The organism is Streptomyces sp. TS71-3 (assembly GCF_018327685.1).
Classification (GTDB): domain Bacteria; phylum Actinomycetota; class Actinomycetes; order Streptomycetales; family Streptomycetaceae; genus Streptomyces.
In genome coordinates this window covers 4678448-4699099 of the sequence record NZ_BNEL01000001.1, presented here as the reverse complement: position 1 = coordinate 4699099, position 20652 = coordinate 4678448, and the positions used below count along the sequence as shown (strand labels likewise).

The 20652-nt window shown below is 72.1% G+C and carries 16 protein-coding genes; 8 read left to right on the top strand and 8 right to left on the bottom strand.

Going from position 1 to position 20652, the window contains the following annotated elements; all coding sequences use genetic code 11:
• Positions 1 to 16: 16 nt before the first annotated feature.
• Positions 17 to 2968 (bottom strand): excinuclease ABC subunit UvrA, encoded by a 2952-nt coding sequence (uvrA, locus tag Sm713_RS18985; RefSeq protein ID WP_212910779.1) that lies wholly within the window; start codon positions 2966 to 2968, stop codon positions 17 to 19.
• 259 nt (positions 2969 to 3227) lie between these two features.
• Here uvrA and Sm713_RS18980 point away from each other — a divergent pair, with 259 nt between their 5' ends.
• The 3 genes from Sm713_RS18980 (at position 3228) to Sm713_RS18970 (ending at position 6185) form a co-directional block, all read left to right on the top strand.
• Positions 3228 to 3917, top strand: a complete 690-nt coding sequence (locus Sm713_RS18980; RefSeq protein ID WP_212910778.1) for a maleylpyruvate isomerase family mycothiol-dependent enzyme — start codon at positions 3228 to 3230, stop codon at positions 3915 to 3917.
• A gap of 78 nt (positions 3918 to 3995) precedes the next feature.
• Positions 3996 to 4652 carry an MBL fold metallo-hydrolase gene (locus Sm713_RS18975; protein ID WP_212910777.1) on the top strand — a complete coding sequence of 219 codons (657 nt, stop codon included), beginning with the start codon at positions 3996 to 3998 and terminating at the stop codon, positions 4650 to 4652.
• A gap of 405 nt (positions 4653 to 5057) precedes the next feature.
• Positions 5058 to 6185, top strand: a complete 1128-nt coding sequence (locus Sm713_RS18970) for an IS110 family transposase (protein WP_249416380.1) — start codon at positions 5058 to 5060, stop codon at positions 6183 to 6185.
• Between the two features lie 220 nt (positions 6186 to 6405).
• Here the strand turns inward: Sm713_RS18970 and aroQ are convergent, their stop codons facing one another.
• Positions 6406 to 6879: a type II 3-dehydroquinate dehydratase gene (aroQ, locus tag Sm713_RS18965; protein ID WP_212910776.1), complete on the bottom strand. Its 474-nt coding sequence runs from the start codon at positions 6877 to 6879 to the stop codon at positions 6406 to 6408.
• Between the two features lie 107 nt (positions 6880 to 6986).
• Between aroQ and Sm713_RS18960 the strand changes: the two genes are divergently transcribed.
• Positions 6987 to 8045, top strand: a complete 1059-nt coding sequence (locus Sm713_RS18960; RefSeq protein WP_212910775.1) for a S66 peptidase family protein — start codon at positions 6987 to 6989, stop codon at positions 8043 to 8045.
• Between the two features lie 154 nt (positions 8046 to 8199).
• Here the strand turns inward: Sm713_RS18960 and Sm713_RS18955 are convergent, their stop codons facing one another.
• The 5 genes from Sm713_RS18955 to Sm713_RS18935 form a co-directional block, all read right to left on the bottom strand.
• Positions 8200 to 9297, bottom strand: coding sequence for a TerC family protein (locus Sm713_RS18955; protein ID WP_212910774.1), 1098 nt, complete (start codon positions 9295 to 9297; stop codon positions 8200 to 8202).
• A gap of 171 nt (positions 9298 to 9468) precedes the next feature.
• Positions 9469 to 11586, bottom strand: coding sequence for a TerD family protein (locus tag Sm713_RS18950; protein WP_212912113.1), 2118 nt, complete (start codon positions 11584 to 11586; stop codon positions 9469 to 9471).
• A 249-nt stretch (positions 11587 to 11835) separates the two neighbouring features.
• Positions 11836 to 12414: a TerD family protein gene (locus Sm713_RS18945; RefSeq protein WP_212910773.1), complete on the bottom strand. Its 579-nt coding sequence runs from the start codon at positions 12412 to 12414 to the stop codon at positions 11836 to 11838.
• Positions 12415 to 12627: 213 nt separating this feature from the next.
• Positions 12628 to 14817: an excinuclease ABC subunit UvrB gene (gene uvrB / locus Sm713_RS18940; protein ID WP_249416379.1), complete on the bottom strand. Its 2190-nt coding sequence runs from the start codon at positions 14815 to 14817 to the stop codon at positions 12628 to 12630.
• Positions 14818 to 14856: 39 nt separating this feature from the next.
• On the bottom strand, positions 14857 to 15693 hold the full coding sequence (locus tag Sm713_RS18935) for an MHYT domain-containing protein (RefSeq protein ID WP_212910772.1): 837 nt from the start codon (positions 15691 to 15693) through the stop codon (positions 14857 to 14859).
• A 356-nt stretch (positions 15694 to 16049) separates the two neighbouring features.
• On the opposite strand from Sm713_RS18935, the gene Sm713_RS18930 reads away from it, so the two are divergent.
• Complete coding sequence (locus Sm713_RS18930; RefSeq protein ID WP_212910771.1) at positions 16050 to 16937, top strand: glycerophosphodiester phosphodiesterase family protein; 888 nt, start codon at positions 16050 to 16052, stop codon at positions 16935 to 16937.
• Between the two features lie 195 nt (positions 16938 to 17132).
• Positions 17133 to 17729, top strand: coding sequence for a methylated-DNA--[protein]-cysteine S-methyltransferase (locus Sm713_RS18925; protein ID WP_212912111.1), 597 nt, complete (start codon positions 17133 to 17135; stop codon positions 17727 to 17729).
• Positions 17730 to 17885: 156 nt separating this feature from the next.
• On the opposite strand, the gene Sm713_RS18920 is transcribed toward Sm713_RS18925, so the two are convergent.
• Entirely contained in the window at positions 17886 to 18419 is a 534-nt protein-coding gene (locus Sm713_RS18920; RefSeq protein WP_212910770.1) for a VOC family protein, read from the bottom strand.
• Between the two features lie 139 nt (positions 18420 to 18558).
• On the opposite strand from Sm713_RS18920, the gene Sm713_RS18915 reads away from it, so the two are divergent.
• Positions 18559 to 19521, top strand: coding sequence for a pseudouridine-5'-phosphate glycosidase (locus Sm713_RS18915; protein ID WP_212910769.1), 963 nt, complete (start codon positions 18559 to 18561; stop codon positions 19519 to 19521).
• Positions 19506 to 20474: a carbohydrate kinase family protein gene (locus Sm713_RS18910; RefSeq protein ID WP_212912110.1), complete on the top strand. Its 969-nt coding sequence runs from the start codon at positions 19506 to 19508 to the stop codon at positions 20472 to 20474. The genes Sm713_RS18915 and Sm713_RS18910 overlap by 16 nt, the downstream gene beginning before the upstream one ends.
• Positions 20475 to 20652 lie beyond the last annotated feature (178 nt).

Here is a 20652-nt window from a genome sequence, read left to right as displayed (position 1 = left end):
GGGGCTCGCCCTATGGCTAGCGCTTGGCCGTTGACCGCCTTCCCGTGCCGTTCCGCTTCACGGGCGTCTTCTTCACCGTCGTCTTCTTCACGCGCGCCGTGGCGTCGCTGATCTGCTCCGGGTCGAGGATGTCGCGGAGGAACTTGCCGGTGTGGCTGGCGGGGACCCCCGCGACCTCCTCCGGGGTGCCCTCGGCGATCACCAGGCCGCCGCCGTTGCCGCCCTCGGGGCCCATGTCCACGACCCAGTCGGCGGTCTTGATCACGTCGAGGTTGTGCTCGATGACGATGACCGTGTTGCCCTTGTCGACCAGGCCGGACAGCACCGTGAGCAGCTTGCTGATGTCCTCGAAGTGCAGGCCGGTCGTCGGCTCGTCGAGCACGTAGACCGTGCGGCCCGTGGAGCGCTTCTGCAGCTCGCTGGCGAGCTTCACCCGCTGGGCCTCGCCTCCGGAGAGGGTGGGCGCGGGCTGGCCGAGGCGGACGTAGCCGAGGCCGACGTCGTTGAGCGTGCTCAGGTGGCGGGCGATCGCGGGCACCGCCTCGAAGAACTCGACCGCCTCCTCGATCGGCATGTCGAGCACCTCGGAGATCGACTTGCCCTTGTAGTGCACCTCCAGCGTCTCGCGGTTGTACCGCGCGCCGTGGCAGACCTCGCAGGGCACGTACACGTCCGGGAGGAAGTTCATCTCGATCTTGATGGTGCCGTCGCCGGAGCAGTTCTCGCAGCGGCCGCCCTTCACGTTGAAGGAGAAGCGGCCCGGCTGGTAGCCGCGCACCTTCGCCTCCGTGGTCTCCGCGAAGAGCCGCCGGACGTGGTCGAAGACGCCGGTGTACGTGGCCGGGTTGGAGCGGGGGGTGCGGCCGATGGGCGACTGGTCGACGTGCACGACCTTGTCCACGAGGTCGTCGCCGTCGACTCGCGTGTGCCGGCCGGGGACGTTGCGGGCGCCGTTCAGCTCGCGGGCCAGGTGGGTGTAGAGGATGTCGTTGACCAGCGTGGACTTTCCGGAGCCGGAGACTCCGGTGACGGCGGTGAGCACGCCCAGCGGGAACGCGACGTCGATGTCCTGGAGGTTGTTCTCCCGGGCGCCGCGCACGATGAGCCGGCGGGACGGGTCGAGGGGCCTGCGCACGGCGGGCGTCACGATCGACCGCTGCCGGGACAGGTACGCGCCGGTGATCGACTCCTTGTTGTCCAGCAGCTCCTTCATCGGACCGCTGTGCACGACCTTGCCGCCGTGCTCGCCGGCGCCCGGGCCGATGTCGACCACCCAGTCGGCGACCTTGATCGTGTCCTCGTCGTGCTCGACGACGATGAGGGTGTTGCCCATGTCGCGGAGCCGGACCAGGGTCTCGATCAGGCGGTGGTTGTCGCGCTGGTGCAGGCCGATCGACGGCTCGTCGAGGACGTAGAGCACGCCCACCAGGCCGGAGCCGATCTGGGTGGCCAGCCGGATGCGCTGCGCCTCGCCGCCGGAGAGGGTGCCCGCGGCGCGGTTCAGGGAGAGGTAGTCCAGGCCGACGTCGACGAGGAAGCGCAGCCGCTCGTTGACCTCCTTGAGGACGCGCTCGGCGATCTTCTTGTCGCGGTCGTTGAGGGTGAGCCCGCGGAGGAACTCGGCGCAGTCGCTGATCGACATCGCGGAGATGTCGGCGATGGACTTGTCCATGACGGTGACCGCGAGAACGATCGGCTTGAGGCGCGTGCCGCCGCAGGTGGGGCAGGGCACCTCGCGCATGTAGCCCTCGAAGCGCTCGCGGCTGGCGTCGCTCTCCGCCTCGCTGTAGCGCCGCTTCACGTACGACACCGCGCCCTCGAAGGGGGTCGTGTAGACGCGCTCGCGGCCGTAGCGGTTGCGGTAGCGGACCTCGATCTGGGTCCTGTGCCCGTTCAGCAGGGCCTTCCTCGCCCGCTGCGGGAGGCCTTCCCAGGGGATGTCGGTGCGGAAGCCGAGCGCGTCCGCGAGGGCCCCGACGAGGCGTCCGAAGTACTCCTTGGTGTGGCCGTGCGACCAGGGGTGGATGGCGCCCTCGTCCAGGGACTTCTCCGGGTCCGGGACGATCAGCTCGGGGTCGACCTCCATGCGCGTGCCGATGCCGGTGCAGTCGGGGCAGGCGCCGAACGGGGAGTTGAAGGAGAAGGAGCGGGGCTCCAGCTCCTCGAAGGAGAGGTCGTCGTACGGGCAGTAGAGGTGCTCCGAGTACATCCGCTCGCGCTCGGCGTCGTCCTCGGGGAGGTCGACGAAGTCGAGCACGACCATGCCGCCGGAGAGGCCGAGCGCGGTCTCCACGGAGTCCGTCAGCCGGCGCTTGGCGCTGTCCTTGACGGTGAGGCGGTCGACGACCACCTCGATGGTGTGCTTCTCCTGCTTCTTCAGCTTGGGCGGCTCGGTGAGCTGGATGGTCTCCCCGTCGACCCGGGCACGGCTGAAGCCCTTGGTCTGGAGGTCGGAGAAGAGGTCGACGAACTCGCCCTTGCGCTCGCGCACCAGCGGCGACAGCACCTGGAAGCGGCTGCCCTCGGGCAGTTCCAGCACCTTGTCGACGATCGCCTGCGGCGACTGCCGGGTGATCGGGCGGCCGCAGACCGGGCAGTGCGGCTTGCCGATGCGCGCGAACAGCAGGCGGAGGTAGTCGTAGACCTCGGTGATCGTGCCGACCGTGGAGCGGGGGTTGCGGGAGGTCGACTTCTGGTCGATGGAGACCGCGGGCGACAGGCCCTCGATGAAGTCGACGTCCGGCTTGTCCATCTGCCCGAGGAACTGCCGGGCGTACGAGGACAGTGACTCGACGTAGCGCCGCTGGCCCTCCGCGAAGATCGTGTCGAACGCGAGCGAGGACTTGCCGGAGCCCGACAGACCCGTGAAGACGATGAGGGAGTCACGCGGGAGGTCGAGCGACACGTTCTTCAGATTGTGCTCACGCGCGCCACGGACGATGAGACGGTCGGCCACGCCGGTCCGCACCTTTCTTGAGAGAAACGACAAGGGGCGGGGCCCCCGGTCTTCCACAGACTATGAGGGGCCGCCGTCAGCGAGGGGCGGGGTCGCCTGGTCGGCGGAAGAAGCTGTACATGCCCCCGAGCACCACTCTGCACCACCCGAATGCTGCCCCGGAGTACCAAGCATGCCCGATGCCTCGACCGAGGGTATAGCACGTGCATTCGATTTGCGGAGGCGGTCCACCGGCTTCACCCGAACGTGTGGCGGGGCTATGGTCATTGCCATGATCGATCATGTGCGCGACCTCCAGTCTGTACGTGACGCGACGGACCGGCTGCTCCGCGCAGTCGCCGCGATCGAGCCTCCAGCAGTGGCCGGGCCGTCCCTGCTGCCCGGCTGGACCCGGGGGCACGTGCTCGCCCACCTGGCCAGGAACGCGGACGCTCTGGTGAACGTGCTGGCCGGCCGGCCCATGTACGCGAGCGACGACGCCCGGGCGACCGACCTGGAACGGGACGCTCCGCGCGCCCTCGACGCCCAGGTCGCCGACCTGCGGGCCGCCTCGGACCGCTTCCTGGCGGCGGCCGGGGTCCCGGCGGACTGGTCCCGCACGGTAGAACTGCGGGGCGGCGTCAGAGATTCCGCATCCCGCCTCCCCTTCCGGCGGCTGATCGAGGTCGAGATGCACCACACGGATCTCGGCATCGGCTACACGCTGGAGTCGCTCCCCGAGGACTTCACCGACCGGGCCGTCGACTATCTCGCCCAGCGGTTCTCCGGCCACCCGGAAGTGCCCCCGGCCACGCTGGCCCCCGACGGCGGCCGCACCCGCGAGACCGGCGGCGGCGCCGCGGGCGGCCCGGTACGCGTCACCGGCACCCCCGCCGATCTGCTGGGGTGGCTCAGCGGCCGCCGCGACGGCACCGGGCTGAAGGTCACGGGCGGCGGCCTCCCCGCGCTGCCGCCGCTGTAGGACACTCCGGGGCGGGCCGGCCGTTCGCCGGGCCCGCCGTGCCTTCCCCGCCCGCGGCGCCTGCGTAGGCTGCGTGCCATGACATACACCGGAGAGGTGCGGGTCGGCGGGCCCGCCGACGTGCACGAGTTGCAGGAGCTGATGATCTCCAAGGTGGCCGTCGGCCCCATGGACAACAACGCCTATCTGCTGCGCTGCCGTGCCACGGACGAGCAGCTCCTGATCGACGCGGCGGCGGACGCCGCGACGCTGCTGACGCTGATCGGCGACGACGGCATCGCCTCGGTCGTCACCACCCACCGCCATGGGGACCACTGGGGGGCTCTCGGTGAGGTCGTCGCGGCGACGGGGGCGCGCACCTATGCCGGACGGTACGACGCGGAGGGGATTCCCGTGGCGACCGAGGTGCTCGTCGAGGACGGGGACACCGTGCGGGTCGGCCGGGTGCCGCTCACGGCCCGCCATCTCGTGGGCCACACCCCGGGCTCGATCGCGCTGATCTACGACGACCCGCACGGTCACCCGCACGTCTTCACCGGCGACTGCCTCTTCCCGGGGGGCGTCGGCAACACCCGCAAGGACCCGGCGGCCTTCGCGAGCCTGATCGACGACGTGGAGACCAAGATCTTCGAGCCGCTTCCCGACGAGGCCTGGGTCTATCCCGGGCACGGGAACGACACCACCCTCGGAGCGGAGCGCCCGCACCTGCCGCAGTGGCGCGCTCGCGGCTGGTGAGCCCCGGTGGCCGGACCGCCCCGGCCACCGCCGCCCGCACGCCCGCGCCAGGGCGCCGCGAAACCGGCGCCCGGCGGGCCGCCCGGCAGGCCGCGTCAGGAGCAGGGCCGGCAACAGCGCCGGCAGCAGGACGCCCAGCAGTAAGGTCATGCCCCGATCGTGGCACCCCCCACTGACATTGATGGTGGTACGCAGGTTCCCGTGGTCGTGGCTCTCCCACTGACTGACGTCCTGCTGGACTGTCCTCCGGTTGTTCTGTCCGGCCGCCGGGACCCGTTCTTACGGCTGCAGACCGAGCATCTGGGGTCGATTCAACAAGTCAGGAGCTTGGTCAGAAGCCCCCTCAATGTCCTGTCTGCGCCACCCGGCCGGCGCCTCACCTCCGGCTAGGAAGGCACCTTCAGCATGACATCAGCGGTGGCAGAGGACACCACGGAGAAAGACGTGTTCGGCGGGGTCGACTCCCACGCCGACACGCTCCACGTCGCGGTCATCAGCGACAACGGCGGCCATCTCGCGGACGCGGAGTTCAGCACCACCGCTGCCGGGTACGCCGCGGCCCTGGCCTTCCTGAACGCCCACGGCGACGTGATCACCATCGGCGTGGAAGGCACCGCCTCCTACGGAGCCGGCTTCACCCGCGCCGCCCGCTCCCACGGGCACCGCGTGATCGAGGTCAACCCGCCCGACCGGGCCGAACGCCGCCGCATCGGCAAGTCTGACCCCATCGACGCCTACGCCGCCGCCCGCGCCGCACTGTCCGGACGGGCCCACGCCGCCCCCAAGGACGACACCGTCGCCGGTATACGCGCCCTGCACAACGCCGCCCGTTCCGCCATCAAGGCACGCACCGCCGCACTGAACCAGATAGGCCACATCCTCATCACCGCTCCCGAGACCATTCGGGGCAAGTACGGCCAGCTCAAAGGAACAGACCGCACCGATACCCTGGCCCGGCTGCGTCCGGCCGGGGACGCGGTCCACACCGCGGTCCTCACCGCGCTGAAGAGTCTCGCCCGACGCGTCAAGGAACTGACGGCCGAGCACCAGGCACTGACCAAGATCCTGGACGACGAGGTCACCGCCCACAACCCCGGCCTGCGGTCCGCCTACGGAGTCGGCCCCGACACCGCAGCCCAGCTGCTGGTCACCGCCGGCGGCAACCCCGAACGCATGCGGACCGAGGCTTCCTTCGCCGCACTGTGCGGAGCCGCACCCGTCCCCGCCTCCAGCGGCCGGACCCACCGCCACCGCCTCTCACGCGGCGGCGACCGGCAGGCCAACGCAGCCCTCTACCGCATCACCCTGGTCCGCATGTCCAGCGACTCCCGCACCCGCGAGTACGTGGCACGGCACACGGCTGCCGGCCGCACGAAGAAGGAGATCATCCGACTCCTGAAACGAGCCATCGCCCGGGAGATCTTCCGCTGCCTGACCACTACCGTCACCGTCCCCGCCATCGCCGACCTGCGGCCACTGCGGCAGTCCAAGAACATCACCCTGACCGCCGCCGCCCGCCACTTCGGTCTCTGACCGACCGCCATCTCCACCCTCGAACGCGGCATCCGCCGTGACGACGACCTCGCTCACGCCTACCGCAACTGGCTTCAAGCCGCTTGACAGGCAATAGGAGCATCAATCGGGTCCCGAGCACACCTCAACAGGCCGCTGACCAGGCATTCCTTCCCGGACGGCGCCGCTACGCCGCGGGGCCCCGGCGCTCGGAGCCCCTGGCCCTCGGAGCCCCCGCCGCCTACGCGCGCACGGCCGCCGGCGCCAGCAGAGCCGCGATGCGCTCCACCGCGAACGCGTAGCCCTGCACGCCGCAGCCCGCGATCACCCCGTCGGCGCGGCGCGACACGTACGAGTGGTGCCGGAACTCCTCGCGCTTGTGGATGTTGGAGATGTGGACCTCCAGCACCGGCAGGCCGTCGCAGGCGTGCAGCGCGTCGAGGATGGCGACGGAGGTGTGGGAGTAGGCGCCGGGGTTGATCACGATGCCCGCGTGGTTCTCGCGGGCCTCCTGGATCCAGTCGACGAGCTCGCCCTCGTGGTTGGACTGCCGGGCGTCCACCGTCCCGCCGTGCGCCTTCGCCGTCCGGACACACAGGGCCTCCACGTCGGCGAGCGTCTCGGAGCCGTAGATCTCCGGCTGGCGCTGGCCGAGCAGATTGAGGTTGGGGCCGTTCAGGACCATGATCGGAGCGGTGGCGAGGGTGCGGGGCACGTGATCCTCCGGGCTGTCGGCAGCATTCCCGAGACGGTCTATCACGCCTCGGAGGCCCGGTTTTTATCGTGGTGCGCCGGCCACGCGCCGCCGCCTACCCTCTCGTCATGACCGCTACAGGCGCGTTCGCCCCCCTCACGCCGCCCAAGCCCGTCCCCGGCGACCGGATCGCCGTCGTCTCCCCGTCCGCGGGGCTCCCCGAGATCTTCCCGCGCCCCTACGAGCTGGGACTCGAGCGGCTGCGGACGGAGTTCGGTCTGGAGCCGGTCGAGTACCCCGCGACGCGGAAGATGGGCGCCTCGCCCCAGCAGCGGGCCGACGACCTGCACGCGGCGTTCGCCGACCCGTCGGTCAAGGCGGTCATGGCGAGCATCGGGGGCGACGACCAGATCACCGTGCTGCCGCTGCTGGACCGCGCGCTGCTGCGGGCGAACCCGAAGCCGTTCTTCGGCTACAGCGACAACATCAACCTCCTCGCCTACCTCTTCAACACCGGCATCGTCGGCTACCACGGGGGCACGGTGATGTGCGAGCTGGGCCGCCCCGGCGCGATGGCGCCGCTGACCGCCGAGTCGCTGCGCGCCGCGCTGTTCACCTCCGGCCCCTACGAGCTGCGGCCCGCCGACCGCTTCACCGACGTCAACGGCCCCTGGCAGTCGCCCGAGACCTTCGATTCGGAGCCGGCGACGGAGCCGGGCGGCGGCTGGATCTGGCACCGCCCCGAGCGGGTCGTGACCGGCCGCTCCTGGGGCGGCAATCTGGAGATCCTCTCCTGGCTGCTGGCGGCGGACCGCGAGATCCCCGATCCGGCCGCCCTGGACGGCGGCGTGCTGTTCCTGGAGACCTCCGAGGAGCTGCCCGGCGATGTCGAGGTCTTCCGGACGCTGCGCAACATGGGCGAGCGGGGGCTGCTGCGCCGGTTCTCCGCGCTGCTGATGGCCCGCGCCAAGGCCTGGTCCTTCGAGCGCCCGCAGGACGGCCCCGCGAAGGCCCGTTACACGCGGTTGCAGCGCGAGGCCGTACTGCGCGCGCTCGCGGCGTACGCCCCCGAGACGATGGCCGTCTTCGACGTGGACTTCGGCCACACCGACCCGCAGCTGGTGATCCCGTACGGCGGCGAGGTACGGGTGGACGGCCCGGCTCGGCGGATCACCGTGACGTACTGACCGCGCGTCAGCGCACCGGCGGGCCGTCTCGGCATGGCCCCACCACGGTGGACCAGCCGTCCTGGCACGCGTGCCCGCCCGTGTGCCCGAACGCCCCGAGGGGCGCGTCGGTGTGCGTGCCCGCGCGCGCTGCACCGACGTGCCGAGGCACGCCTCAGCGCGCCTTCCAGGACTCCGAGCTGTCCTCAGGCGCCCTGGTGGCCCCCGAACCGTTCCCGGGCCCGGGGCGCCGCCGGGGCTGCTCCGCCTCGGGTTCCGTCCGGTGCTCCGCGGGTTCACCGGGCTCGGGCGGACGTGCCGGCTCCTCCGCGTCGCCGCGCGCGGAGGCCATCAGGCTGGTGATGGTCGTGACGATCAGCACCGCGCAGATGACGCCCAGCGAGACCGGGGTGGAGATCTCCGGAGCCGGGACGCCGGATTCGTGGAGGGCGTGCAGGATCAGCTTGACGCCGATGAAGCCCAGGATGACCGAGAGCCCGTAGCTGAGGTGCACCAGCCGCCTCAGCAGACCGCCGAGGAGGAAGTAGAGCTGCCTGAGGCCCATCAGGGCGAAGGCGTTGGCGGTGAAGACGATGTACGGATCCTGGGTGAGGCCGAAGATCGCGGGGATGGAGTCGAGCGCGAAGAGCACATCGGTGGTGCCGATGGCCAGCATGACGACCAGCATCGGCGTCATGACGCGCTTGCCGTTCCGGCGGATCCACAGCTTGGTGCCGTGGTAGCGGTCGGCCACGCCGAATCGCCGCTCCAGAGACCGGAGCAGCCGGTTCTCCTCGAACTCCTCGTCGTTGCCGCCCTGGCGGGCCTCCTGGATCAGCTTCCAGGCCGTCCAGACGAGGAAGGCGCCGAAGATGTAGAACACCCAGGCGAAGCTGGCGATGATCGCGGCGCCCGCCGCGATGAAGCCGGCCCTGAGCACCAGGGCGATCAGCACCCCGAGGAGCAGCACCCGCTGCTGGTACCGGGCGGGCACCGAGAACTTCGCCATGATCAGCACGAAGACGAAGAGGTTGTCGACGCTGAGCGACTTCTCGGTGATGTAGCCGGCGGCGAACTGCCCGGCGGGCCCGCCGCCCGCGAACACGGCCAGCCCGGCGCAGAACAGCGCCGCCAGGGCCACCCAGACGGCGGTCCACGCCCCGGCCTCCTTGATGGACACCTCGTGGGGCTTGCGGCCGATGACGAAATCGGCCGCGATCAGCACGGCCAGACCCACGATGGTCAGCACCCAGAGTGTCGGGGAAACGTCCACTGCGCCTCCGGCAGTTCGGCACGTCAGCAAGTCGGCGTTGTCGCTGCTCGGAGGTCCCGCCTGCCCGAAGCCCCCGTAACGTAAAGTCAGGCTACAGTTATTGCCAAGTAATAGTAAAGAGCCAGGTAAAGGCAGTTTCACAGTACCTGGTGCCCCGGGGGTACGCGCTGCTCAGCGGTTCCAGGGGTGACGGGCCGTCGCCATCCGCGCGAGCACCTGCTGGAGCACCTGGCTGCCGGGCGGTACGCGCAGCGGCTCGTAGGTCCACGCGTGACCGACCCAGGGGTCGACGAGGTGGTCGTCGGGCACCGGCGTCAGCCGCAGCAGCGAGCGCCACAGCGGATCGAGCAGCGGCCCGTAGCCGAGGGCGTCCTCACGTGCGCCGATCAGCAGCAGGTGGACGCCGACGGCCGGGCCCTCGTCCGCCAGGTACCGGAGTTGGTGGACGGCGCGGTCGTCGAAGCCATGCGGGAAGTCGTGGACGACGAGCAGATGCTCCGCGGTGCCCACGCCCGGTGGCAGGGCGTCCGCGGCGCCGCCCTGCTCCGCCATCTGGACGAGGTCCACGCGCCGGGTCAGGCCGGTGAGCATGGCCGAGATGGCGGCGGCGCCCGCGGCCGGCGGCTCGCTCAGCACACCGGAGCGCAGCAGCGGGCCAAGCGGCCCGGAGGCCGTCCCCGCGGGGTCGATGATGTGCACGTCGAACGCCCGCGCGGGGTGCACGGCGAGCAGCCGCGCCGCGAGTGCGGCCGCGCTCTCAGCGGCGACCGAGCGCACCTCGTCCGGGCCCATCGGGAGATCGGACCCGCCGTCCGCCTGCCCGCAGTCGATCCACAGGCCACGCGCCAGCGGCAGCCTCACCAGCAGCGGGATGCGCAGACCGGCGCTCTCGGGCAGGTACAGGTCCCCCAGCCGTACGGCCATGGCGGCCTCATCAGGGACCCGGTAGGCGTCCCAGACCGGGTTGTCCCAGCGGGCGTACGCGACGGGCAGCGCGGGCTCGACGACCTCGGACTCGGCGATCAGCTGGGCCAGGTCCCGGTCGAGCGCCTGCCGCGCCTGGTCGACCAGGCTCGCGTGCCGCTCCTCGGCCGCCGCACGGGCGGTGTCGCCGGCTCCGCCCATCCGGTTGCGCGGGTCGGCGAACGCCTTGTCCATCTCCTGGCCCCGGCGGGAGTCGGCGAAGCCGACGGCGCTGCGGTAGGCGGCCGTGCTGCGGGCCAGGTCCTCGAACATGCCCCAGACCTGGTTGTACAGCCGCTCGTCCATGGTCCAGCCGGTGGCGTCGCCCGCGACGGGCGGCGCGGGGCGGTCCGGGGGTGCGGACGGAGAGGGCGTGGGGGACGGAGACGGGGAGGGGACCGGCGGAGCGGAGCCGACGCGCGCGGGGTGCGTGTAGTCGACGGAGCCCGCGCCGTGCGCGCCCGCGGCACTGCCGCCGGCCGACGGCTCACCCGCTGCGTCCGGCCGGGCGGGGCCCTCCGGCCTCACTGGGCCCTCCGGCCCCGCGGGGCTCTCCACTGCGGCGGAACCCTCCGGTCCGGCGGAAGCCGGAGGGACCGCCTCGGGACCCGCCTGGGCCCCTAACGGGGTCAGGGCGGGTGGGGCACCGGCGGTCACCGCGGCATCCCGGCCGGTGCCTGCGGTATCCCGGCCACCCGCCGGGCTGCCCTGTGCGGTCGCCGGTGTCCGGGAGTCCGGCTGAGGGCGGGAGGGTGGCGCGGCGACGGCCCGGGCGAGACCTCGGGCCACCGCTTCGTGGATGTCCGCCGCCCGCCGGGAGGCGTCGTCGAGTCCCTGGTCGGCCAGGAGGTCGGGGAGGCCGCCCGCGTAGCCCTGGCCCACGGCGCGCACCTTCCACGCGCCCTGCCTGCGATAGAGCTCGACGGCAACGACGGCGGACTCGGTGTCCAGGCCGGTGATCGTGTAGGTGGCGAGTTCGGTGCCGTCGAGACCGGTGACCGCGACGAAGGGTGCGGCCACCGCGCCGAACCGGGCCGGGCCGCCGACGCCATGGGGCAGGGCGAGCAGCACGCTGACCCGGTGCACGGTGTCGTTCAAGGCGTCCAGGTCCACTGCCAGACGGTGCACGGCGGCGGCCTGCTGGGACACCTCCAGGCCTGGCAGGGCGGGCGAGCCGGGGTGGACGAGCCGGTCGGGGCCGAGCAGCCTGCCGCGCTCGTCGCCGAGCGCGGCTCCGGCCACGAGCGGGCTGCCGGCCGACACCCGGATCTCCAGCCGGGTCCGGGTGAGGGGGTGGTTCTCTCCCCTGACCAGCTCGGCCGCCATCGTCCTCGCCCCCTGTGTCCGGGCCATGCCCCCGGCGCGCCCCACCCGGCCGGTGGCCGCGGCCGGTGCCGTCGCACCTCATGCCTTCGTGCCTGGTGCCGCATGCCTGACGCCGTCATGCCTGGTGCCGCATGCCTGATCCCGTCGTGCCGGTGCCCGTGCCGTCGCGCCCGTGTCCCTGCCCGTCGCACCCGGCGCCTCGCGCCCGATACCCCTCGCGCCTGACGCGGCCGTTACCGGCCTCCCCCGTCAGAGGTGCGGCAGGATCGCCGGCATCAGGTCCTGGAAGGTGCGGCCGTTGGCCGGGGATCCGAGGGCCGTCATCTGCCAGCCCTGCCCGGAGCGGTGCACCTTGGCCATGATCTGCGCGGTGTACGCACCGCCGCCGTCGAGCGTGTAGCGGGCCAGCTCCTGCCCGTTGGACTCGTCGACGAGGCGGCAGAAGGCGTTCTTGACCTCCTGGAACGTCTGGCCGGTGAAGGAGTTCACCGTGAAGACGATCTGGTCGATGTGGACCGGCACGCGCTGGAGGTCGACGATGATCGACTCGTCGTCGCCACCCTCGCCGACGCCGCCGACCAGGTTGTCGCCGGTGTGCCGCACGGAGCCGTCGTCGCTGACGAGGTGGCGGAAGAAGACCACGTCCACCGGCTGCTTCTCGGCGAAGAGCACGGCCGACGCATCGAGGTCGATGTCCCTGGTGCGGGAGCCGAACAGGCCGCGCCGCGGGGCCGCCTTCCAGCCGAGACCCATGCGCACCGCGGTCAGGGTCCCCCCGTCGTTCTTCTGCAGGCTGATGCCCTGTCCCTTGGACAAGTTGACCGACACGCGCTCGTTCCCCTCTCGCACTGTCCCTGGGCCGCGCTCTGCGCGGTTGTCCGAGAACACTACGCAATAGCACGGAGGCTGCCGCCCTGTGAACAGGACTTTGTGTCGGTCTTGCAACACACCGGGGGCGCCCGGTTGCCCGGGCGGTCGCGCACCGTCGTCCGAGGGGGCGGGAGCGGGGGTCCGCGGGGCCGGGCCGCGGCGCCCCGGTGGTCAGGCCAGCCCCGCCTCCTTCATCTGCCGGAGCTCCTTCTTCATCTCGGAGACCTCGTCGCGCAGCCGTGCCGCGATCTCGAACTGGAGGTCGGCCGCGGCCGCCCGCATCCGCTCGGTCATCTCCTCGATCTGCTCGGCGAGCTCGGCCGCGGGACGATCGGTGGGCACGGTCTCCTTGCCCCGGGCGGCCTTGCCGCCCTTGCCGGCCTTGGCTCCCGCGCCGTTGGCACCGCCGAGGGACGGGACGGCCGCCTTGGCGCCCCGGCCGTCCTTGCCCTGCTTGCGGTAGCCGGTGCCGAGGAGCTGCTCGGTGTCGACCTCCTCGCGGGCGATGGTGGCGACGATGTCGTTGATCCGCTTGCGGAGGGGCTGGGGGTCGACACCCCGCTCCTTGTTGTACGCGAGCTGCTTCTCGCGGCGGCGGTTGGTCTCCTCGATGGCCTTCTGCATCGCCGGGGTGATCTTGTCGGCGTACATGTGGACCTGGCCGGAGACGTTGCGCGCGGCGCGGCCGATCGTCTGGATCAGCGAGGTGCCGGAGCGCAGGAAGCCCTCCTTGTCGGCGTCGAGGATCGACACCAGGGACACCTCGGGAAGGTCCAGGCCCTCACGCAGGAGGTTGATGCCGACCAGGACGTCGAACTCGCCGGAGCGCAGCTCCCGCAGCAGCTCGACCCGGCGCAGCGTGTCGACGTCGCTGTGCAGGTAGCGGACCCGGATGCCGAGCTCCACGAAGTAGTCGGTCAGGTCCTCGGACATCTTCTTGGTGAGGGTGGTGACCAGGACCCGCTCGTCCTTCTCGCTGCGGGTGCGGATCTCGTGCACCAGGTCGTCGATCTGGCCCTCGGTGGGCTTGACCACGACCTCGGGGTCGATGAGGCCGGTGGGGCGGATGATCTGCTCCACCTCGCCGTCGGCACGGGAGAGCTCGTACGTGCCCGGGGTGGCCGAGAGGTAGACCGTCTGGCCGATGCGCTCGGTGAACTCCTCCCACTTCAGCGGGCGGTTGTCCAGCGCGGAGGGCAGGCGGAAGCCGTGCTCGACGAGGGTCCGCTTGCGGGACGCGTCACCCTCGTACATGGCGCCGATCTGCGGCACGGTGACATGCGACTCGTCGATGACCAGGAGGAAGTCGTCCGGGAAGTAGTCCAGGAGGGTGTGCGGCGGGGTGCCGGGGAGGCGGCCGTCGAAGTGCATCGAGTAGTTCTCGACGCCGGCGCAGGAGCCGATCTGGCGGAGCATCTCCAGGTCGTAGGTGGTGCGCATGCGCAGCCGCTGCGCCTCCAGGAGCTTGCCCTGCTTCTCCAGCTCGCTCAGCCGCTCTCCGAGCTCCTTCTCGATGTCGTTGACCGCGCGCTCCATGCGCTCGGGACCGGCGACGTAGTGCGAGGCGGGGAAGATGTGCAGCCGCTCGTCCTCGCTGATCACCTCGCCCGTGATCGGGTGCAGCGTGGAGAGCGCCTCGATCTCGTCACCGAACATCTCGATGCGGACGGCCAGCTCCTCGTAGACCGGGAAGATCTCGATCGTGTCGCCGCGGACCCGGAAGGTGCCCCTGGTGAACGCCGTGTCATTGCGCGCGTACTGGATGTCGACGAAGCGGCGCAGCAGCTCGTCGCGGTCGATCTCGTCGCCGATCTTCAGGGACACCATGCGGTCGACGTACTCCTGGGGGGTGCCCAGGCCGTAGATGCAGGAGACCGAGGCGACCACGACGACGTCACGCCGGGTGAGCAGGGAGTTGGTCGCCGAGTGCCGCAGCCGCTCCACTTCCTCGTTGATCGAGGAGTCCTTCTCGATGTAGGTGTCCGACTGCGGAACGTAGGCCTCTGGCTGGTAGTAGTCGTAGTACGAGACGAAGTACTCGACCGCGTTGTTCGGCAGGAGCTCGCGGAACTCGTTGGCGAGCTGGGCGGCCAGGGTCTTGTTCGGCGCCATGACGAGCGTCGGGCGCTGCAGCTTCTCGATCATCCACGCGGTGGTGGCGGACTTGCCGGTGCCGGTGGCGCCGAGCAGGACGACGTCCTTCTCACCCGCGCGGACGCGCTTCTCCAGGTCGGCGATCGCCGTCGGCTGGTCGCCGCTGGGCTGGTACGGGCTGACGACCTCGAAAGGCCGGGCGCCTTCCTGGCGGAGCTGCTCGATGCTCTCCGGGCTGAGGTGTTCGATCTTGGATACGGGCGGCATGCATCCACGGTACGACTCCGCACTGACAACAGGCTCTGATCAGCGGTTCTGCGGTGTGCGTGACCTGACGCGGGCCGACTCGGGGCCGCCGGAGCGCTGGGTCGGCAGGACCGGCAGGCGGCTCGTGCCGAAGGCTCTGAGCGGCAGCGGCGCCGCCCGTCCGGGGGTGGCCAGCAGGATCACGGCGAGCACCAGCAGAAAGGCCACGGGGCCGATCAGCATCAGGGTCAGCTCCCGCACGGGCGAGCCGGCGGAGGCGCCGGCCGCGGGGGCGTACAGATGCACCCGGACGGCGCTCATGCCGGTGTAGTGCATCCCCAGCATGGCCAGTCCCATCACCAGGCCTGCCGCGGCGTTCCAGCGCGTTCCTCTGCCCTGCCCGACCACCCAGAACGCGCCGGTGGCCGCGACGACGGCGATCAGCACGGAGGCGGCGACGGTGAGGGTGTTGTACTCCAGATGGCCGTCGAGCCGGAGCCCGGCCATGCCCATGTAGTGCGTGGAGGCGATGCCCAGGCCCGTGACCGTGCCGCCGGTGAACACCGCACGGCCGGTCATGCCGCGGTAGGCGGCGATGAAGATCCCGGCGCCCACCATCACGATGGCGACACCGAGGCCGGCGAAGGCCACCAGCAGGTCGTAGTCGAGAGGCGCGTGCGCGACGGCGAACCCCATCATGGCGATGAAATGGGTGATCCAGACGCTCGTGCCGAAGGCCGCGGAGCTCAGCGCGAGCCAGCCGGCGCGGCCGGGCTGGACGGTGCGCAGGGCCCTGGTGAGGCCGCGCAGGCCGAGTGCGCCCCCGGTGCAGGCCGCCACGAACGCCGCCAGCGGTGTCAGGAGACCGTAGCTGAAGCCGTCGACCTTGGCGTACATCTTGGGGCGGTCCTCCTCCTGTCGTGCCCGCGACGCGCGTCCAGGGCCTGTGACGCGCGTCCGGCACGCTGACGCGCGCCGGTGGACCCCTGCCATGAGCCCGTACGCCCCCATGCCTGCGGCCGGCATGCAACCACGGGGTGAGGCGAGAGTACGGCTCACCCCGGAACACATGAACGATTTTCCGGCAAAGAAAACAGGCTGATCATGCGTGCCCTATGTGATGACCCTTTACATACGGCCCTCTCGCGCCGGTAGCCATCCTTTCACTCTCCGGACACCTCTCGCCTGTGTCCCCTCGACGGTCTGCTGTCAGGCTCGAACAGAACGTCATCGCACGATGCAAGGGAGTGTCCGTGTACGCTCGCGCCGCCGCAGCCACGACCGCAGCCCTGGTGGGCACCTGCGCGCTGCTCCTGCCCGCCCAGCACCCTACGGGCGGCGCTCCCCGCCCCGTGGTCGTGGCGCACCGCGGAGCGTCGGGGCACGCCCCCGAGAACACCCTGGAAGCCGTCGACCAGGCCGCCCGGCTCGGTGTCGAGTGGGTAGAGAACGACGTCCAGCGCACCAGGGACGGCGAGCTCGTGGTGATCCACGACAGCGACCTCAGGCGGACCACCGACGTGGAGGACGTCTTCCCCGGTCGCGCGCCCTGGGCGGTCGGCGACTTCACGGCGGCCGAGATAGCCCGGCTGGACGCGGGCGCCTGGAAGGACGCGCGGTACGCGGGCACCCGGATCCCGACCCTTCAGGAGTACCTGGGGCGGGTCGAGTCCCACCGCCAGAGGCTGCTGCTGGAGATCAAGTCGCCGGAGCTGTACCCGGGCATCGAGAAGGAGATCCTGGACGTCCTCGACGGGCGGCACTGGCTGGACGCGGGCCATGTCGCCCACCGGTTGGTCATCCAGAGCTTCAGCGCGGACAGCGTGCGGGCCGTGCACGCCCTGCGGCCGGACGTGAAGACGGGGTTCCTGGGTGCCCCGCCGGTCGGCGAACTCCCCGCGTACGCGGCCTTCGCGGACCAGATCAACCCCGACGAGACCACGCTCTCGGCGGACTATGTGAAGTCCGTGCACGCTCTGCGCGGGGCGCATGGGGCACCCCTGGAGGTCTACGCCTGGACCGTGGACGGCACCGCCGCGGTGCGGCGCGTCGCGGGGTACGGCGTGGACGGGGTCATCACCAACTACCCGGACACCGCCGTGAGCGCGCTCGGCGGCCAGACGGCCATCTGTCCCTCCTGACGGCACGCCGGCCGGTCGGCACGCCTCCCCGACCGCGCGCCAACCGGTCGGGACGGCCGCTCCGGGCCCGATGTCGGTGCCGTCACGTACGGTTCCCGCATGAGTGACGACCAGTACGAGGAGCGGTCCCGGCGGCCCGGGGGAACGCAGGCCGGGGCGGGCGCCGGGGCGCGGTCCGGGCTGCCGGAAGGGGCGATGGCGGGCACGACGGAAGGCGCGGGCACGCCGGAGGGCGCGGGCGCGGCGCCGGAGCCCGCTCCAGGGCGTGTCGTGTGGGCCGTGACGGGCACCGACATCGGCCCCCTCCTGCTGGCGGCCACCGAGCGGGGCCTCGTCCACGTGGTCTTCCACGCCTCGGAAGCGGTGCGGGACACGGCGCTCGGCAGGCTCGCCTCGCGGCTGGGCTCCGAGCCGTCCGAGGACCCCGGCTCCCCGCTGCTCGCCGAGCCGCTCCGCCAGATGGCGGCCTACTTCGCCAATGAGCGGCGGGATTTCGCCCTGCCGCTCGACTGGTCCCTGATCACCGGCTTCCACCGCGAGGTGCTGCGCGAGCTGGCCACCGGCGTCCCCTACGGCACGGTGGTGGGCTACGGCGACCTGGCGCAGCGCGTGGGCCAGCCGGGGGCGGCGCAGGCGGTGGGGCTCGCCATGGGCGCCAACCCGCTCCCGGTGGTCGTGCCCTGCCACCGGGTGGTGGAGAGCGACGGGGGGATCGGCGGCTTCGGCGGCGGCCTGGAGACCAAGCGCAAGCTGCTGGCCCTGGAGGGCGTCCTCCCCCAGCCGCTGTTCTGAGCCCCTGAGCCCGTGTGCCCCTCCCTAAGGGGTCCTTGCACTATGAGCACACGGACCTGCTCAGGGGGCGCCAGGCGCGTGCGGCGGGCCCGTCGTCGCGCCGGCCCGGTCGCCGTACCCGCTCAACCGTCGTGCCTTCTCAGTCGTGGTGCCCGCTCAGTCGTAGTGCCGTGCTTCGAGGACGTTCCCGTCCGGGTCGCGGAAGTAGAAGTTGCGCACGGCCTCGCCGCGGGCCCCGAAGGAGTTCCGGGAGACTTCCGAGACCGGTGCGCCGTGCTCCTGGAGCCGCGAGCGCAGCGCCTCGAAGTCGGCGGAGGGCAGGGCGACGCAGACGTGGTTGACGGGGTGGCCGGCGCCGGGGTCGCCCGGGACCATCGTCATGCGCGGCGCCATGTCCACAGGCATCAGGTCGAAGATCGTCTCGTCGTTGAGCCGGACCGAGGGGAACGAGACCGTCCCGTCGACGAACTCGGCCAGCCGGAGCGGCGGCAGGCCGACCACCGTCGCGTAGAACTCCGCGGACGCCACCGGGTCGCGCACCCACAGCACCACGTGGTCGAGCCGGGCCCCGCCCGGCGATCCCCCGCTCCCCGGACCGTGCGATCCGCCCGTGCCGGCTCCGCTCGTGCGGGCTCCGCCCGTCGCGCGCGATGCGTCTGATGCGTCCGGTCCGTCGGCATGCTCTGTCATGCGCCTAGGCTCCCGCCGTGCGGGGCGGTCGGCAAGGGCACCGCGCGGCGAGCGGTGGCCCGCCACCCGGCCGTGCGCCCGCCGGGGCGGGGTTCGGCTCGCCGAGGCGGGGTTTGCCGCGGTGGATCTGCCGCCGAAGATGTCAGGGGGCGCTTCACGGCGCGCCCAGACGGCTTCGACAGGCGGGAGAACGCTCGTGCTGGTGGTGTCCGAAGAGGTTCAGCAGGCGCTGGCGACCGGGCGGCCGGTCGTCGCGCTGGAGTCCACGATCATCGCCCACGGCCTGCCTCGCCCCCGCAACCTGGAAGTCGCCATGGAACTGGAGGAGGCGGTGCGGGACGAGGGCGCAGTACCGGCCACCATCGCCGTCCTGGACGGGCGGCCCCGCATCGGCCTCGGCACGAAGGAGCTGGAGCGGATAGCGGGCGAGGACGGCATCCGCAAACTCGGCCACCGTGACCTGCCCCTGGCGGTGGCCGCGGGTGCGAGCGGCGCGACCACCGTGTCCGCGACGGCGCTGCTCGCGGCGCGGGCCGGGGTGCGGGTGTTCGCGACGGGCGGCCTCGGCGGGGTGCACCGGGAGTGGACCGTGACCCAGGACGAGTCGGCCGACCTGGGCCTGCTCGCCCGCACCAGGATCACGGTGGTGTGTGCGGGCGTGAAGTCGATCCTGGACGTGCCGGCGACCCTGCAACGCCTGGAAACGCTGGGCGTGGCGGTGGCCGGGTACGGCACCTCGCGCTTCCCCGGCTTCTACCTCGCCGACTCGGGCCATCCGGTGGACTGGACGCTCCGCACGCCGCAGGAGGTCGCGGCGGTCATGAGCGCCCAGGACGCCCTCGCCGCGCCCGACTCCGCGCTGATCGTCGCCCAGCCGGTACCGGAGGCGGAACAGCTCGATCCGGCGCTGCACGCGCGCGTGCTGGCCGACGCGCTGCGGGAGTGCGACGAGCAGGGCGTCACGGGACAGGCCGTCACGCCCTTCCTGCTGGACCACCTGGTCCGCCACACCGACGGCGCCTCCCTGCGTGCCAACCTGGCGGCCGTACGCGGCAACGTCCGGCTGGCGGGGCGCGTCGCGGCGGCCTGGGCGGGGGTGTGAGCACAGGCGGGGGCACGGCCGGGGCGCTGCTGGTCGTGGGGGACGTGGTCACCGATGTCGTGGCTGTGCACCACGCTCCCCTGGAGCGGGGCACGGACACCGAGGCCACCGTGCGGGTGCTGCCGGGCGGTGCGGGCGCCAACGTCGCCTGCTGGGCGGCCCGCTGGGGCTGCCCCGGGGTGCGGCTGCTCGGCTGTGTCGGGGCGGAGTCGGCCGGCTGGCACCGTCGGGCGCTGGAGGCCGCGGGCGTCGTTCCGCGGCTGGTGGTCCACCCGGAGGCGGCGACGGGCACGGTCGTGTGCCTGGTGGACGGGGCGTCAGCCGCGGAGCGCACCTTCCTCACGGACAGCGGGGCCTCCCTGCGGCTCTCCCCCGCCGACTGGCGGCCGTCCGAGCTGGACGGCGCCGGCCATGTGCACGTGTCGGGCTACCTGCTCTGCTCGCCCTCGGGCCGCGACCTGGTGGCAGCGGTGGTCGCGTCGGCACGCGCGCGTGGCGTGCGGGTGAGCGTGGACCCCGCGTCGGTGGGGTTTCTGCGGGAGCTGGGCGCCGGACGCGTCCTGGCGCTGCTCGGCGGAGTGGACGTCCTGCTGCCGAGCCGGGACGAGGCGCGGCTGCTGACCGGGCTGAGCGGGGCCGCGGACGCCGCGGTCGAACTCAGCAGGACGTTCCCGCTGGTGGTGGTGAAGCAGGGCGCGGACGGCGCGCTGGTGGCCCGGGACGGCGAAGTACGGGCCCGGGTGCCGGCCGTCCCGGCGGCTGCGAGGGACACCACGGGAGCGGGCGACGCCTTCACGGGCGCGTTCCTCGCGGCACTGCTGGCCGGTTCGCCGGCCGAGGAGGCGGCACGCGAGGGCTGCCGGGCCGGGGCGGAGGCGGTCGGCGCGCTGGGCGGGCGGCCACCGGCGGGGCGGGACGGTGAGGGACGACCGGGGGCACCGGCGCGGAGTTGACCACCGGCCGGCGCGCGAGGGCCGTCCGCAGCCCAACGCGCGCATCAGCGCCGCGCCGCCGGGCGGGCACGCCGGGGTGGAGCCGGGGAGAACCGGAGTTGTCCACAGGCTGTCACAGGCGCCGGGCAGGCTACTGGCAGACTTGCGCGACAACAGCACAGTCCAGGGCAAGGAGCCG